A 15,981-nucleotide genomic window follows, 5' to 3' on the forward strand; every position below is an offset into this window, starting at 1 on the left:
GGAGCAGTCGGATGGTGCAGGGTGTCGGTATGAAGTGGCGCGAGCGTGCGGCCGCCTCGAAGGTCATCGTCACCTGCGGCGCGGGGCTGGTCGTCCTCGGCTTGCTGCTGGGAGTCGCCGGTGTCGTGATCGGCTACTGGGCCGGTTCGATTGAGCGTCGATCGCGTACAGCACGGATGCCGGGGGTCTGCAGCACGAACGCGGGAGCCACTACACCGATCCCCCTTGTGCGTGCGATGCGTGTGATAGGTGGACTAGGGGATGGCTGGTCGGCAGCGATAGGGTCGTGCCCATGGCGAACCCGTTTGCGAACGTAGGCCGCGACTTCGTCCTCAACATCCTGTTGGGTTCGAGCCTGCTGCCGCGTCCGCTGCGGCCGCGCTTCATGAGCGCGCTCGGGATGAACGTTGGCCGATGCAGGGTGTCGCCGCGCGGCTGGTACAGCAGCACTCGAATCACCATCGGCGACGACACATACGTCAACTACGAAGTGATGTTCGACGCGCCCGCTCACATCACAATCGGCGCCCGATGTCTCATCGGTATGGGAACGAAGCTCATCACGGGCACCCACAAGATGGGGGGCGCCGACCGCCGAGGGGGCCCCGCCTACGCTCGGGCAGTCACGATCGAAGACGGATGCTGGTTGGGGGCCAACGTGACGGTGCTACCCGGAGTCACGATCGGAAGGGGATCGGTCGTGGCCGCGGGGGCCGTAGTGTCCAGTGACCTGCCCGCCAACGGCCTCTATGGCGGGGTGCCGGCCAAACTGATCCGCAAACTCGACACCTAGAGATCTGACGGAAACCTCCGAGGACTTCTCGGTGGATAGGCTCAGCGTCATGCCATCCGATACGACCGCGCCCGCCGCCCTGACCACCGCTCGTTTCGGATACAACCCTTCACTCGACGGCCTCCGCGCTGTTGCTGTCGTCGCGGTCATCGTCGGCCACGCCGGGCTACCGCAGCTCGCTGGGTATCACGGCGTGACCGTATTCTTCGTGATCAGCGGGTACCTCATCACCAGCCTGCTGATGGCCGAGTACGCACGATCTCAGACGATCCGCTTTTCGCACTTCTTCCAGCGCCGCTTCGCTCGCCTTGCTCCCGCACTCGTCCTCGCCGTCACGGCGACCGTTGCGTGGCTGCTTCTGGTCGGCTCCCCGGCGCGTGAGTGGTGGGCGGGGCCGATCGGCGCGCTCACCTACACGATGAACATCATCCAAGCTGCGTTCGGGAACGACGCAGTGAGCCACTACTTCCAATGGTCATGGTCGCTGTCTATCGAGGAACAGTTCTATCTGGTGTGGCCTCTCGCGTTCCTTCTGCTGCTGCGACGCAACCGGTACACCTTGTCGTTCGTGATATTGGGCGTGACCGTCCTGTTGACCTGGGTGATTCGTGCCTCCCAAACCTGGGCGGAAGCTTCGCATGAGTTCGTCTACTACGGACCGTTCTCCCACCTCGACGGTCTCGCTCTGGGGGCCATGATCGCGTTCCTGCTCACGCGATACCCCGCCAGCACCGCCCTTCATCGAGTCGCGGTGTGGACCGGCCCCGTGGGGCTCGTCGGGTTGATCCTGCTGCTTCGTTGGCACGACGGCCTACCCCTCGTCCGCAACATTGATGAAGCCGGTTTCGGGCAGACCGCCATCTGCGCCACCGCCGTCGTGTTCTGGATCGCCGCCGTCCCCAGGGGATGGTTCTACAAACTCATGTCGTTCCGTCCCCTGGTGTACTTGGGTCGACTCTCCTACGGCTTGTACCTCTGGAACGTGCTCACGATCGCGATGTTCGTGTGGTTCGTCGGCCGCGAGCCGCTGCACACACCCCTCGGTGTCGTCTGGGCGATCGCTCTCGTCGCAGTTTGCTGGGTCTCCTTCCGATTCGTGGAAACGCCCCTGCGCCAGCGATTCGCTCCGCGTGCAGCGCATGCCGTCTTGACACCATCAGATCCCGTCATCAAATGAGCGCTCATTCGACCCATCTTCGGGTCGGTGCGCCCTCCGACGCAGCGGCAGCCGCTGGTCGGTAACGCTGAGTGACGTGTTGGGCCCAGCGGGCGCCGTTCCACCAAGGCACCAGGCTTGGGTCGCCCGGACTAGGAGACCGTCCTGGTGCGACCTGGGCGGGGGATCTCATCCGATTGCTGCAGCGCGAGAACTCGGTCGGACGAGACCAGCGTGGAGGACGAGGAGGACTCGAAGCCGGACCTCCCGACCGGGCGGGCGCGGCTATCGCCCGTTCGGGTTAGCGATCAACGTCTCATGCGCTGACCGCGCGCATCGACCCGCGCGGTCTTAACTATGCCCTGTAGTGCGCCGTCCTGAAGCTTGGTCGCTTCTTGACGAGGCGCTAGCCTGGTGCCGTGCGCGTCCTGTTCGACACCCGATCGAAGCACTTTTTCCAGAACCCCTACATCGGTGACCTCGCAGAGGCAATTCCCGAGGCCGAGATTCATGGGTTCACGTGGCGGAAGCTCCTCTTCGGGAGGTTCGACATCTTCCACGTACATTGGCCGGAGTGGTTGATCCGCCATCGTCGGGTGCCGCAGCAGGCGCTGATGCGAGTACTACTACGGTTGGCGCTGATACGCCTCAAGCGCGGTCGAATGGTGGTAGTGAGAACTATGCACAACCGAGCACCGCACCAAGCCCTCGACCCTGTGGGCACGCGGCTGGTTGCAGCGATTGAAGCCACAGCCGCGTCAAGGATATGGCTCGACCCTCCCGCCCGCCCTTCGTCACGCGGCGAAATTGACGTCGTGATCCCTCATCCTGACTATCAACAGTGGCGGAGCCGGTTAGCGGTCGACGATGCCCCGCCGCCTGGGGAGCGGAAGTCGCTGTGCATTGGATCTCTCGTCCCGTACCGGAAGTTTGAGCTGGTCGTAGAAGCCGTAACTGCCTGTGCCGAGGGAAGCCTCGTAGTTGCTGGGGCAGCTACTGATCGCGCATATGCGGAGAGGCTCGCTCGTTTGGTTGGCGCCTCCGGTGGGCGGGTATCGCTGATAGCCGCGAGATTGGAAGATGCGGAGATGGCGGCTCTCATCCAAGCGTCGGACCTGGTCGTCGTGCCGTACGAGGGGTTGCTGAACTCGGGCATCGTGTTTCTTGCCCTGACGCTGCAGCGGCCCGTCGCCTTGCCGGCGGGAGTGTCTGCCGAACGGCTACGAGCCGAATATGGTCATGACTGGGTGCGCATTTGGGAAGGCGCCCTGGACGCGCACGCCATCGATACCCTGCATGAGCCGGGCCAGCCAGCCGGGCGATGCTACTCTACGAGACGAGAAATCGCAGCCGTCGGCGCCGCCCACCGAAAACACTACGAGCTAGTCTCGACGCTGCGGCGTTGAGTATATGCCGGTTACGACGGTGCTTCCATACCAGATACGTCATTTTCCATTCTCTCAGGCGTCCCTCCGGTTTTGAGTCGAGCTGCATCCTAGATATCGAGATGATTTCTCGGGCTGGGACGCGAGCGACGGACTGGCGCGCGTAGCGCGCGCCCTGAGCTGATGCAAGCTCAGTTGCACGCTTGCACGCTTGCACGCTTGCACGCTTGCACGCTTGCACGCTTGCACGCTTGCACGCGATGAACGAGGCGGGAGTCGGCACCACTCAATCGTCTTACCAGTCGATGCGCGAGCCGGGGTCGCTAACGCGGCGGCGTGTGGGCGGTGTCGACCGGCTGAGCAGATGTCCGATCAGATACCGCCTGCATTGGCGCGACCTGGCGAGCTGTCACGATAGCGAGCAAGATCGGTAAAGCGACGTAGGGATTGTTGAGTCCGCTCACTGAAAAGCCATTGCTGAAAGCAATCATGAGGAGAGTGGCCGCCAGCCCAAAATGCACGCCTCCACGTCGCATCGCGTACCAGGTCACGCCGAGCGCGAGCAGCAATCCCAGTAGACCGGCGTCGAACACTACGCGCATGTTGAAGGCATGCAGAATGACCGAGTAGCAAGTACCATCTCCGCTACTCGCAAAGAGGGACTCGTAGTATGCGAGACGCTGGCAGCCGCCGCTGCTCAGCGGTGTGATCGGGACTGTTCCAAAAATCCATTCCAGTGGCGTCCACTCGCGGGTTTCATTCAAAAAAACGTCGAGGAAGTTTAGCCTGTCAATTCCGCTCGCTGATCTTGCTGCCCGCTCTTCGAAAATCGCGACGACAGCGAAGCCGAGGGCCGGAACAGAGCAGAACAGTAGATAGCGGACGAAGAGGTTGACTCGCCTGGTCTGGGATATTGCATAGATCGCGAGAATGCCGAATGCTACGGCTCCGCTGCGAGAGCCGGATAGCGCGGTGAGCAAGCCCAGGGTTGCGACAGCCCACCACTGCCCGCGTCCAAGGTGCCGATACACAACGGCGACAAGACCCGCAAAAAGCGCGAGCTCAAAGTTGTTCTCGAGCAAGAGGCCCGGCCGGGATCCGGGACCCATGGTCGCGAACGTCAGCGTCGACTTCAATAGAGCCATTAGCAACAGGGCCCAGGTGACACGCGCGACCGGTTTCAACGGCCCCCAGACTCGCCCTACACAGAGGGCGAACGCCGCAAGATATAGGACCCAACGATAGGCCTGCGCGAAGTCTTCGAGGGGCGAGCTGGTGGCTATTGCCGGGATCAGGCGTGTCGCGAAGTAGGCCCCCAAGACCAGGAGCAGTGGGGTAGTGGCCGTGCGGCCCGTTGCGATGAGTGTGATCATCGTGACGACGAGCCAGATGTCAAGCAGCGCAGTCGTCGGCAAGGGGCCGTATGAGCCGAGCACCGGAACGCTGACGAGGCCCGCAACAACCAGCAAGGTATACAGCGACTCGTGGATGAAGCGGGGTATCCCAACCCGCTCGGGGGTTGCTCGATCTACGCGCTCGCTCAAGGGATGCCTTCCGATTCTCGACGAGGATACAGCGGTGAGTGCGCCCGTGTGCCCCGTTCGGCGGAGACGGACTCAAAGACTTGAGCATCGCGCCGCCCGCGCTTACCGCGGCGACGTGCGGCTGCTATCACACCCGGGCCGCTTCCGACGGGACTCTGGCCCCAGCGCCGGCGCGAGATCGATGGCGGCATGACGACCCTCAGACGGCCATAAACCGGCGTCGGGCGAAGAATATGCCTGGCGCGGTCGTGAACAAAAGCAAGCTCACCGCCGCGGAATAGGCGGGCGCCGCAGGGCCGAGCCAGGGAGTGGTCAGTATCGAGGTGGATACCGTGGACATCGCGGATAGCATCGCGAAACAAGCTTGGAGCCGGAGGCCTTGCGGAGTTGTGAGTAGCATCGCCTGGGTTGCCCCAGCACCTTGGACCGCCAGGAGTAGCGCAAAACCGAACGACAGTGATGGTGAAAGCGCGGCCTCGCCGTCGCTCATGACGTCAACGAGGAGGGGGCCAAACAGGACCAACGCAACTCCAGCGCAGACGCCAAGTGCCGTCAACAGCACGTTGGCGCGCACCCACAAGGCATGATCGAGCGCTACGGAGAATCTCGGCCACAGGATGGTTGAGCCCATGTACACGACCGAAAATAGCGGCAGGTAGAGCTGGAAGGTGAGGGAAAACTCGGCGAGGTCGGAAGGGGCGATCTCCGAGGCCGCTAGAATCGCTCTTCCGGTCTGCACGGTCCCGGCGGTTCCGAGCGCCGTTACGAGCATCGGAAGCGCAGCGTGGAGTAGCTCGCCCGTAGTTGGTAGGTTCGTGTGCCTATTTGCCAGCTTGAGTCCTATACCGCCGAGGCGAGGCGTGTACGCAAGCAGGGCAAAGCTCGCCACGGTTGCGATCGAGCCTGCGGCCGTGCCAAGCGCCAACGTCATAGGCTCCGCGTCCAGGGCGGTGGCCAATGCTACGAACGCAAGATTCACCGCTGGCGGTATGAGGCCTAAGCCCACGAGCAGAGCGGATCTATCCAGTCCGACAAGTACTCGTTGCCCAGTGGCTCCTGGTAGGAGCATGAAAAAGACCACCAGCACGACGCATGTCGCTATATCGAACGAGTGCGCAAGATCTGGAGGGACGGAAAAAAGGCGGCTCCACACGCCGAATGAGGCGGCAACTATTGCGAGCGCTGAAAGGACCCCGCCGAGGCACAGAAGTATGAGTATCGCCCTTCGCGCAAGCAAGCGGACGCTGTCCATGTCTACCTGCCCAGCTGCCGCTTGCGCGACCCGCCTAGTCAAGGCGGTCCCGAGGCCCAGGTCTGCGAACGGCAGTAGCATTGTCAGCTGCGCCACCAATGTGATGTAGCCGAAGGGCTCGACGCCGGTGTGCCTTACGATCAAGGCGGATGAGGCGACGGATGCCGCAGCCGTGAATGGGAGCGTAAACAGTCGAAGGCCCGCGGTACGCAGGAAGATGAGGACCCAGGACTGACCGCCGCCACGTTGGTTCATCTCAGCGCTCCGAGGAGCCCGACGATCATTGCCGCGGGATGGCACCCGCCGCGGGCCGCAAGAAGCGCGACCCGACCGGCCTGGCGCAGTTCGCGCGCCTGCAATGCTCCTCTCAGCACGATGGACGCCAGGAAGTCGGAGCGCGCCTGGGGAGTCGAAGGTCGCGCCCGATGGTTCAGCCAGTCCTCGCTCGCTCGCCACCGCGGCATCTGAGATATCGAGCCCGCACTGTGCTGGAAGACGCGCACGAGTACCTTATCGATAGTGCCGAAATGTACGCCTGCGGCGTGCGCGCGTATCAGGAGGTCCCAATCCTGGTGTTTGGGAAGACTCTCGTCCCAGCCCACGTTAATGGCCACCTCGCGCGGCATCAGGAGTGACGAGGTCTGCATGAAGTTGCGGCGTAGTCGAATAGTGGAACGGTCGAGTAGGTAGTCCGCCATGTGCTGGCCGCTCTGATAAGGGCGTTCCGGAACGATGCGCACTTTGTTGCCCACGAGTTCCGCAAGGGTCGAGCTGATGAACGGTTTGGCACTCGATGCGGCGGATACTTGCTCCTCGCTCTTCCGCGGTAGCCACTCGTCGTCATCGTCGAGATAGGCGACGAAAGGGCTGTCAGATTCGCGTGTTCCGAGATTGCGCGACCCGCCGCCGCCTATCGCGCCCTTAGTAACGATCAGGCGGTAATCGAGCCCGTCGAGCATCCTCTCGACGTCTCCTCGTCGATCTGGGCGATCCAGGACCACAACCGGCCTTGTCGGCAGTGTCTGCGAGGCGGCGGAGCGGACAGCGCGAGCGAGTTCTGGTCTGCCGATTGTCGGAATAATAGCGTCAACTATTGGCATTACGACGCCTTTTATACAACAGGAGCCCCAGCGCTAGAGGCTCGACCAGGTATCTTCGCCAGAGGCGTCGAGGCTGTGATCCTAAGCGCCACGCCCATTCTAAGCCCAACCGTCCGAGCCAACGCGGTGCCAGCGGTTGAGCGCCCGAAAGCTGGTCAATCGCGCCCCCTACTGTGGCTATCGGGCCCCAGGGTTGCGCTGCGTGAATCGCACGCGCGGCAGTCTCTTGAGTCGGCATTCCCAAGCCGATGAGAGTCAGGCTCGGGTTGAACTTCCGCCTCTCCGCGATCGTGTGATCAAGTAGCTCCACGCTCCATCCTTCGCCGGGGATACCACGAATGGCAACGTGTGGGTATCTTTCGGAAAGCTGAGACACTAGTGCGGAGTTTGATGATGGTGATGCTCCTACGATGAGTACACGTTCCGACCCGTTGACGACAGTTTCGATCCAGTCGGTAGAGCCCAGGCGGTAGCTCGAGGTGAAGCGTTTATCTCGCGCCCTTAGGAGCCACCGAAGGGGAGTGCCGTCGATGAGCACCACGTCGGCTTTCTGGTAAAATGCCGAAAAATCCGCGTCCGTGTGGGTTAAGTAGACGCTGTGGAGGTTATGTCCCGCGACAATAAGTGGAGCTCCGGATTTCTGCGCACTGAATATCTGAAGGCTAAGTTCTTGTTTAGTGAGGGGTGTGACAGCGATATCTAGTAGCGGAACTCTCACGCGCGGAGCGCGCTCGGGGGTCGTGCTCACTTGTCGGCCTCGTTGCTAGCTCGGCGGTATGAAGGCGGTATCGACAGGCCTGCCTTCTCGTAAATGCTTCGAAGTTGATCGTCCCGCTCGCGGCCGAACATCTTGCGGCTCTTGAGTCGGGCGGCGGCCCGGCGCTGCGCGAAACGCTCGGGGTCCGTCCGCGCGGATGCGAGGAGGCTGATCAAACCTGCAGTGAGGTCGTGTATAGAGTCGTCGTAGTCCCCTTCGCGATCGGGGTCGCCCCGCCATTCCTTGTTCGTATCGAGGTCTATCGTGACGCATTGGCCAGCATGCCCCGCGATCTCAGGCAGCGCTTGTGCTGAAGATGAGAACGGGAGCGCGCCCATGACGGCGCCCTCTGCGAGGGAGTACCCGAAGGTGTCTGCGAGGCTCGGCAGCGCGACCACGTGGCTGGTACTCATGAGGTGTGCGATCTCTCTGCGTGGCATTGCTCGGTGCCAGGTTACGCGTCGCTCACGAGCTAGACGCCGCTGAATGTCTCCTATCTTACGATCAGTCACCCATCTTGTCGCGTAGTCGGCATGGTCGACGCTGCTGACGATGGTGGCACGTACATTGAGATCATCGCCGACCTGCTCGATGGCGCGAAGTACCGACTCCCCTCCTTTTCTGAAGAAATCGCGGCCTACGAATACGACGGTAAGCGGAGACTCTTCGGTCGCAGGAAGAATATCCTGAGAGGGTGCGTCTGGCATCACCGAGGGGTATACGACCTTCGTTTTCGCGATCGCGATGGATCTCTCGGTCTCCGTAAGGGGGGCGAGAAACCGTTTAAGTGCATAGAAGGACATTGCGTTAACGAATAGGCAGTTTCCGTCGTTTAGAATGCGACGGCGAAGGGTTCTCGCGGTTTGGAGATTTCCGTCAGGGAGTCGCGGAAGCCTGCTCTCGTATGTGACTCCCCAAAGCCCGCTGTTGTAGTACGGGATCTTGTTCCAAAGGTGAAGAACAGTGTCGCGCGTTGACCGGGGTGATACGTAGACACTGCCGCCCAGGTCGCCGATGCGGCCCGGGAGGCGACTAACGGGAATCCCTGGTCGCCGTACGAATCGCATCCCCGGCAGGCCGCAATTGTGCGAAAGGTGGTAATTGGGCTCTCGCGTCACACTGTCGAGGGCTAATCTCATGCAATCTCCTAGCATTGCGCGGCCGTCCGTTGAACGGCTTCACCGAGTTCGTATCCCTGGGCAGCGGCTTACTATCGGGTCACGCAGCGGTGTCGCCGGGCGCGATAGTCGCCCTAGCGGTCCTCGCCACGATCACGAGGTCGCTCACGAGCGACCAGTTCTCAACGTACGACAGGTCCAGGCGAACAGATTCCTCCCACGACAGGCTCGAGCGTCCGCTCACCTGCCAGAGGCCGGTGATGCCCGGCTTCACGAGGAAGCGGCGGTGCACGTGGTCCGCGTACTTCGCGACCTCTGAGGGCAGCGGTGGACGGGGGCCGACGAGCGACATCGATCCGCCGATGACGTTGAAGAGCTGGGGCAGCTCGTCGAGGCTGAACTTGCGCATCACGCGGCCGACGGGCGTGACGCGCGGGTCGTTCTTCATCTTGAAGAGAACCTCGTTGCCCGAGTCGCGTTGCTGTTTGGCAAGCGCCTCGAGCATGTCTTCGGCGTTGACGACCATCGTGCGGAACTTCAGCATCGTGAATTCACGCCCACGCAGGCCCACACGCGTCTGGCGGAAGAAGACCGGCCCCTGGCTCGATAGGCGAACACTGAGCGCGAGGAACAGCAGGACGGGGCTGAGCAGCACGACGCCGATCACGCTGGCGACGATGTCGACCGTGCGCTTGAGGAAGAGCTGACCGCGACTGAACTTCGGCGTCTCGACGTGCATGAGAGGCACGCCGGCGACGGGGCGCGTCTGCACGCGCGGGCCGGCGATGTCGACGATGCTCGGCGCGAGCACGAGGTGCTGGCGGCCGGCCTCGAGCCCCCACGAGATCTGCTTCACCTTGTCGGGTGGCAGCTCGTCGGTGCTGGTGACGGCGACGGTGTCAGCGCCCGTCGCGGCCATGGCCTGGGCGACGGCATCCACGCTGCCCATGATCGGGATCTTCGTTCCCTTGATCTTTCCCGCAACGCGTCCTGACGGAACGCACGCTCCGACGACGCGGTAACCCGAGCCCGGCATCCGCTTCAGCTCGCGCGCGAGATGCGTGACCGATGCCTCAGATCCCACCAGCAGCACGCGCGCGGAGTACTCGCCGACGGATCGTTTCGCGACGAGCCACTGGCGCCAGAGCCACCGCGAGAACAGCAGCATCCCGATGCCGACGGGCAGGCTGATGAGCAGGAATCCGCGGGCGACGTCGACTCGCGCGAGGAAGGCGAGGATCGCGATGACGCCGAAGAGCGACAGGCTCGACCGTGCGATGCGCGCGTACTCCTCCGCCCCGGCGCCAATGATGCGGTGGTCGCGGGTGTCGGCGAGGCTGAGCGTCCACATCCACGCGGCGACCAGGCCTCCGGAGAAGAGCCAGTAAGAGATGTCGGTGATGCGCGAGTCTTCGCGAATCGACACCTCCGCGTTGCCGAAGCCGAACCACGCGATCTGCGTTCCGTAGACGACCCAGACCAGCACGAGCAGATCCGTCAGCCGCAGCAGCGATGCGTACCGGCGTCGCCAATCACGAGGACCGCGGTACGCGGCCGGAGCCGCGGCGGGGTGCTCGTCGCGATCCGCGGACGCGCCGGATGCGGACGGCGCACCGAACGTGTCGGAAGCGGGCGAGGCAGCCGGTGAAGGCGCAGTGGGGGAGTCGTACGGCATGACATCCTCCCGTGCGGTTCGCGATGAGTTGCTGGGAGAGGGATCGTACGCCGCGCGTGTGTCGCGCATGTGAAATCGGGATCACCGAGCTAACGGGCGCCCCTCCCGTGCCGATGGTATCGGTTTCATAGGCGCGGCTTAAGTAGGCCATCCGGTGGACACCCGCTGAAATGCACTGATCAGCGTGGAAAAAATTTGCTCGAACCTGAGCGGGCGACTCGTATTTCGTACCAGGGCTCTGCGCGTCGTGGCCTCACCCTCCCGTCGAGCGGTCGCGGTAGGCCGGCGGGGTGTCGACATAGCTGTCGCCCTGCTGGTGGTTGAGCAGCCTGACCACCCGCTCTCGCGAGAGGTCGTGTTCGGCCGAGAAATCGGGGTCGCAGCGACCGAGCCATGACGCGTGCGCGCCGCAGTCCCAATCGGCGTCGACGGGGAAGTAGCGCAGGAACATCGCATCGGCCATCGGGCAGGCGCCGTTCGCATCCGTGCGGAAGCAGACGCGGTAGTCCGTCGCACCGGAGACCTGGCCGGTGATGCTCGTGATGTTCGACTGCGGGTACTCCGCGGCGATGGTCGTCGTGTCGATGCACGGATCGCTCGTTGTGAGCGGACACCACCGACCCGCGAGTTCCGGCGGCGTGCCGGGGGGATGCTGCGCCTCCGGCTCTCCCGACGGCGCGAGCTGAATCAGGCCTGCACCGTCCGGAATGTAGCGCCGGTCGTACTCGGCCGACCGCGCGGTGATCTCGAATACGTCTCCGCGCGGCACCGCCGCCTTCTCGGCGTAGAGCTCGCCCGACGCGCCGGCGTACAGATGCGACTGCTCGCCGTCGGCGGTCTCGATGTCGAGGCGCAGCATCCAGGTGTAGGAGTACCCGCCCGGCGCGATCACCCCCATGTGCAGCACCGTGCTGACGTCGTTCCGCACCGTGATCGCCTGCGACCGGAAGGAGGGCTGGCCGTCGGCGGCGGTGAAGTCGCCCGAGGCGAGATCGAGATCCAGGCTGTGGACCTCTGGCACGTCGTCGCCACCGCCCTCGCCGCCGGTCCCGAAGTCGACGAACACGTCGTCGTGCGCGGGCGACGCGGTGACATCGACCGCCCTGATGCTCAGGAGCGTGACCGGCTCGCTGCCCGTCGCGCGGAGGGTCCACGAGTCGAGCCGTCGACCGATGGGGATCGCTGCGGCGGGACGAACCCCCGACACGATCTCGCCGACGACGGCGGCGGACTGAATATCGGCCTCGGCCACCGCGTACAGACGTTCCGCCGACATGCCACTCGCTGCGACCCGGATCTGCACGGGCTGCCCCGGAGCGGGCGGCTTCGCGAACCAGTCGTCGGTGGCGGCTCGGATGTTCTCGCCGAACACCCCGATCAGGGCGCCGACGACCGCGACGATCAGGGCGCCGATGATGCCGCCCACCGCCACGACCACGCGCTTGCGCGGCTCGTCGGGCAGCCAGCGAGAGGGTCCCTTCGCTTCACTCATCGCAGGCTCCCGTGGTCTCTGCGGTGAAGATCGCGTCGAGGAGAGTCGCCTCATCGTCGGCGGCGAGGGGCGCTGCGTCCAGACGCACGGACACCAGGCACGAGCCGCGGACCGCGGTGATCGTTCCGTCTGCGCGACGGGCGGTCGCCGCGGCATCCGGTGTGGCGTCAGGTGCGGCGCCCGCCGTGTCGTCGGTCGTGTCGTCGGGCGATCTCGTCAGCTCGAACGCCGTACGCGCCGACGCGGCGGTCGCGAGGGCGGCGGCGTGAACCGTGGCGAAGCGTGCACCGGCGGCATCGTCGACGAGGGCGAAGTCGAGATCGCCTGGGTCGCCGACCGCTGTCGCCGTCAGGCGTCCGGCGGAACCGGCGTGGACCGCGAAGCTGCCGGGCCACGAGCGGATGTCGTCGGGCGGCGGGCCGCCTGTCTGCCAGCGCCACAGCGTCAATACCGTCGCGCCGCCGACCTGGCGTGAGAGCAGGTAGTCGTCACCCGTCAGCGGGGTGAGCTCACCGGCGCGGCCGACGACCGTCGCGAACGCCGTGTCGGGCCCGTCGCCGGCGCGGACCACACTCAGCACGGCGAGATCAGACGCGTTTTTCACGCGCAGGTAGCCCGCAGTCGGATGCAGTTCACCCGAGCCGGACACCGCGACGACGTCGTTCTCGAAGGTGCGGTGCACCACGTCCGTGCCGGGCGGGATCGAGCCGGAGAGCGTCTGGACGAGCGTGCCGTCGTCGCCGACGATCCACAGGTTCGCCCCGTCGTCGCTCGCCGCCGCGAGGCCGTCGATGAAGTCGAACCGGGTCGCGGTCGCGGTCGGCGAACGCCAAACCTCTCGCAGGGAATCATCCAAACGGACGAGGTGAGACGGCTCTTCGTCGCACACCTCGAGAACCGCCAACCATGGCTCTTTGCCGGGTGAGAGCTCGGCGTCTCCCACGGAGCACGACTTCTGCGGCATCCACGGCTCGGCTGTGCGGACGTTCGCCACATCGGTGATCGACACGGCGTCGTCACGCATCGTGGCGACCCGGCCATCGGAGAACGCGCCGATCACAGAGCCGCCGTTCGCGGTGCGATTCCACATCGGGTTGCCGGTCGATGCGCTCACCGCCGAGACGTGCACGCCCGATTCGAGCCGCTGCTGCACCGTCACGACATCGCCGCGCACCGTGACGGCAGAAGGCATCGGGGCGAACGGCAGGCTCCACCTCGTGCCGCCGTTGCGCGTGTTCAGCGCCGCGAGCGTCTGCCCCTGTTCCGAGGCGACGATGACGACCCCGTCGCCGGATGCCACCACCCGGGTCGTCACGTCGAACGTCGTCTCCCAGCGTGGTGAGAACGCCTCTTCGGGCTGTGCGCCGGTGCAGCCCGAGACGAGCAGAGCCGTGACCGCGACGAGAGCGACGCCGACGGCCCGGCGAGGGGTGCGATCCGTGCGCTCCGAGGGCCCGCCCACGCTGTCTCTCCCTTCGTCGGTGCGACCTGCCCGCACCCTACCGAGGGAACGCCCGGCTCGTGAGGGGTCGGCAAGACGGTGGCATGCCATATGGCATGTGGCCTGCGGTGCTCTCGACGCGACCGGCCGTGTCATGGACGAAGGAGAGTCGGGATCGCGCGTTGGTAGCCGAACACTCGGCCCGATTGCGCATCGCCTACGACGGGGGAAAGGGTCCCGCACCTGGCAGAATGAACGCCGACAGAAGGGCGGCGGATGCCACGACCCCCTCTTCTCGACGAGGCCCGCACCGCGTGGCGACGTCGGGAGACCGAGACCGCCGTCCGCGCCGCGCTCGCCGCGCACGACGCCGGCGATCCCGACGGCCTCGCGCTGGCCTGCTCGATCGGGATGCGGGGCTACCGCACCGACATGCTCGCCGCCCACCGGGACGATGTGACCGCGCTGCCCGACGGGGTGCTGCGCGAGGGCGTGCTGGCCATGCTGCAGATCGGCACCGGCGACCTCGACGGCGCCGCGCTCCGCATCCTCGCCCTGGCCGAGAGCGACGAAGGTGCCGAGACCGGCTCCATCGACCCGCTGGAGGGCGAGGGGATGCTGCTGCCGATGCTGCTGTCGTACCTCGCGACCGGCAGCGTCGCGTCGGCGTCGTGGGTGAACGCGCGGCGGTGCATCGACGCGGCCCGCGCGGCCATGGCCGCGGCATCCGCTGTCGAGGGCCGGGTGCCGGCTCCCGCCCATGTGCCGTTCGACCTGCTCGGACTCGACGCGATGGTCGAGCAGCACATGGGAGCGGGGGATGCCGCCCGCCGCGCGCTCACCGAGACCCTCGCCCCGCTGCGGATGCGCAACAGCCTGTCGGACATCCACGCGCTCGCCCTCGTGAGCCTCGGCAGCGTCGAGCACCTGTCGGGGCGTCTCGGCGAAGCTGCGCTCAACCTCGCCCGCGGAGCCCGGCTCGCGCCCACCTGGCGGCATGGGGTGCGTCTTCATGCGGAGGTCGAGCTCGCGTTCGTCCGTGTGCGCCAGGGATGGTGGCGCGATGCCGCCGAGGTCGTGCGCGCGACGGCGCCCCCGTCGGGGTTGATCGAGCACGACTGGCTCGAACCCCAGGCGCTCGCCGTGCACGGGCTGCTGCTCGCGCTCCGAGGCGACATGGCGGCGAGCCGGCCCGTCCTCGACCGGGCCGCGCTGCTGTGCCGCGACACCCCGTCGTTCCTCGCGCAGATGGTCATCACGCACGCCCGGATCATGATGGCGATCTCGCTGAGCGACTGGGCCGGACTGCGTCGCGCCCTCGAGGATGCCGCGGAGCCCGGGTACCGGCATCCGTACCGCGACGATGAATGGCGGATGCTGAACTCGCTCGCCTCGTGGCATCTCGGCCGTGTCGATGAGGTCAGGCGCGGCGTCACCGCATGGATGGCGCAACCGGGGTCGGATGCGAGCCCGTACGCGTGGGCCTTCGTCTCGATCCTCGCCGAGCACGACGAGCGCTACGCCGAGGCGACGACCGCGGTCGACCGCGCCCTCGCGTTGCTGACGCTCGACCACGACCCGCTGGGACGCGCGTGGGTGCGCGTCGTCGCCGGCATCCACTACAGCCTCTTCGGCGCGCGCGGCCGGCCGGATCCGCGGCGCGCGCTCGCCGTCTACGAAGACGCCAGCGCCGAACTGCTGGAGCTCGGCGCGGTCGGTCTCGCGCGCCGCTACGACGAGGCCGTCGCCGCGACGACGACCGAGATGCAGCGCGGGGCGCGGGGCGCCGACCCGACCGCGCGACTGACCGAACAGCAGCGCAAGGTGGCCGACGCGGTGGGACAGGGCTACACGAGCGGTGAGATCGCCGGGCTGCTGCACCTGTCGAAACGGACGGTCGACTACCACGTGGCCAACATCATGCGCCGCCTGGGTGTGTCGAGCCGCCGCGAGATCGCACGGGTTCTCGGCGGCAGGCGCTGACGGGTGGGCGGCGACGCGGTGGTGCCCCGTGCGCGGATGCATGGGATCGTGGGCGACGCGCCGGGGGAACGGCATCCGGGCCGGGGTGTCGGATCGGATGCCGTGCATCGCGGGCCGCGGCGGCCATCCTCCACATCGCGGGGCCGGGTACGCGCAACGAGGCGGTGGATCGCGAGCGCGGTTATCGCGACGCGATGGGCGAAGCGGGACTCGAACCCGACGTGCTCGATGTGTCGACGGACAGCGACCGAATCATCTAATCGTTGAGCCGCAGCTGGTCGTGCG

The 15,981-nt window shown here is 65.5% G+C and carries 12 protein-coding genes; 4 read left to right on the forward strand and 8 right to left on the reverse strand.

Annotated features, from left to right (window positions below; all coding sequences use genetic code 11):
- Positions 1-292 precede the first annotated feature (292 nt).
- The 3 genes from ACU6RU_RS15200 (at position 293) to ACU6RU_RS15210 (ending at position 3,355) form a co-directional block, all read left to right on the forward strand.
- Positions 293-793: an acyltransferase gene (locus tag ACU6RU_RS15200; protein ID WP_446726971.1), complete on the forward strand. Its 501-nt coding sequence runs from the start codon at positions 293-295 to the stop codon at positions 791-793.
- 49 nt (positions 794-842) lie between these two features.
- Positions 843-1,970, forward strand: a complete 1,128-nt coding sequence (locus tag ACU6RU_RS15205) for an acyltransferase family protein (protein ID WP_446726972.1) — start codon at positions 843-845, stop codon at positions 1,968-1,970.
- A gap of 398 nt (positions 1,971-2,368) precedes the next feature.
- Positions 2,369-3,355, forward strand: coding sequence for a hypothetical protein (locus tag ACU6RU_RS15210; protein ID WP_446726973.1), 987 nt, complete (start codon positions 2,369-2,371; stop codon positions 3,353-3,355).
- Between the two features lie 302 nt (positions 3,356-3,657).
- Here ACU6RU_RS15210 and ACU6RU_RS15215 read toward each other — a convergent pair whose 3' ends face one another.
- The 8 genes from ACU6RU_RS15215 to ACU6RU_RS15250 form a co-directional block, all read right to left on the reverse strand.
- A complete protein-coding gene (locus ACU6RU_RS15215; RefSeq protein WP_446726974.1) occupies positions 3,658-4,878 on the reverse strand; it encodes a hypothetical protein in 1,221 nt (406 codons plus the stop codon).
- A gap of 199 nt (positions 4,879-5,077) precedes the next feature.
- The gene (locus ACU6RU_RS15220) at positions 5,078-6,385 is read right to left on the reverse strand and encodes a hypothetical protein (protein WP_446726975.1); all 1,308 of its coding nucleotides are present in this window, start codon (positions 6,383-6,385) and stop codon (positions 5,078-5,080) included.
- Positions 6,382-7,230, reverse strand: coding sequence for a glycosyltransferase family 2 protein (locus ACU6RU_RS15225; RefSeq protein WP_446726976.1), 849 nt, complete (start codon positions 7,228-7,230; stop codon positions 6,382-6,384). Before ACU6RU_RS15225 ends, ACU6RU_RS15220 begins: the two co-directional genes overlap by 4 nt.
- On the reverse strand, positions 7,217-7,978 hold the full coding sequence (locus ACU6RU_RS15230; protein WP_446726977.1) for a WecB/TagA/CpsF family glycosyltransferase: 762 nt from the start codon (positions 7,976-7,978) through the stop codon (positions 7,217-7,219). Before ACU6RU_RS15230 ends, ACU6RU_RS15225 begins: the two co-directional genes overlap by 14 nt.
- Complete coding sequence (locus ACU6RU_RS15235; RefSeq protein ID WP_446726978.1) at positions 7,975-8,790, reverse strand: glycosyltransferase; 816 nt, start codon at positions 8,788-8,790, stop codon at positions 7,975-7,977. Before ACU6RU_RS15235 ends, ACU6RU_RS15230 begins: the two co-directional genes overlap by 4 nt.
- A gap of 415 nt (positions 8,791-9,205) precedes the next feature.
- Positions 9,206-10,780, reverse strand: a complete 1,575-nt coding sequence (locus ACU6RU_RS15240; RefSeq protein ID WP_446726979.1) for a sugar transferase — start codon at positions 10,778-10,780, stop codon at positions 9,206-9,208.
- 253 nt (positions 10,781-11,033) lie between these two features.
- Positions 11,034-12,272: a hypothetical protein gene (locus ACU6RU_RS15245; protein WP_289330217.1), complete on the reverse strand. Its 1,239-nt coding sequence runs from the start codon at positions 12,270-12,272 to the stop codon at positions 11,034-11,036.
- Positions 12,265-13,734 (reverse strand): outer membrane protein assembly factor BamB family protein, encoded by a 1,470-nt coding sequence (locus ACU6RU_RS15250; RefSeq protein ID WP_446726980.1) that lies wholly within the window; start codon positions 13,732-13,734, stop codon positions 12,265-12,267. Before ACU6RU_RS15250 ends, ACU6RU_RS15245 begins: the two co-directional genes overlap by 8 nt.
- Before the next feature lie 255 nt (positions 13,735-13,989).
- Here ACU6RU_RS15250 and ACU6RU_RS15255 point away from each other — a divergent pair, with 255 nt between their 5' ends.
- A complete protein-coding gene (locus tag ACU6RU_RS15255; RefSeq protein ID WP_446726981.1) occupies positions 13,990-15,696 on the forward strand; it encodes a LuxR C-terminal-related transcriptional regulator in 1,707 nt (568 codons plus the stop codon).
- Positions 15,697-15,981: the final 285 nt, after the last annotated feature.

The sequence above is a fragment of the Microbacterium sp. F1-18 genome, from assembly GCF_052921305.1.

Bases quoted from the DNA above. Each gene is read 5' to 3' on its own strand.
- ACU6RU_RS15235 (WP_446726978.1), bottom strand. From the start codon at position 8,790: ATGTCCTTCTATGCACTTAAACGGTTTCTCGCCCCCCTTACGGAGACC.
- ACU6RU_RS15205 (WP_446726972.1), top strand. From the start codon at position 843: ATGCCATCCGATACGACCGCGCCCGCCGCCCTGACCACCGCTCGTTTC.
- ACU6RU_RS15255 (WP_446726981.1), top strand. From the start codon at position 13,990: ATGCCACGACCCCCTCTTCTCGACGAGGCCCGCACCGCGTGGCGACGT.
- ACU6RU_RS15245 (WP_289330217.1), bottom strand. From the start codon at position 12,272: ATGAGTGAAGCGAAGGGACCCTCTCGCTGGCTGCCCGACGAGCCGCGC.
- ACU6RU_RS15225 (WP_446726976.1), bottom strand. From the start codon at position 7,230: ATGCCAATAGTTGACGCTATTATTCCGACAATCGGCAGACCAGAACTC.
- ACU6RU_RS15220 (WP_446726975.1), bottom strand. From the start codon at position 6,385: ATGAACCAACGTGGCGGCGGTCAGTCCTGGGTCCTCATCTTCCTGCGT.
- ACU6RU_RS15200 (WP_446726971.1), top strand. From the start codon at position 293: ATGGCGAACCCGTTTGCGAACGTAGGCCGCGACTTCGTCCTCAACATC.
- ACU6RU_RS15240 (WP_446726979.1), bottom strand. From the start codon at position 10,780: ATGCCGTACGACTCCCCCACTGCGCCTTCACCGGCTGCCTCGCCCGCT.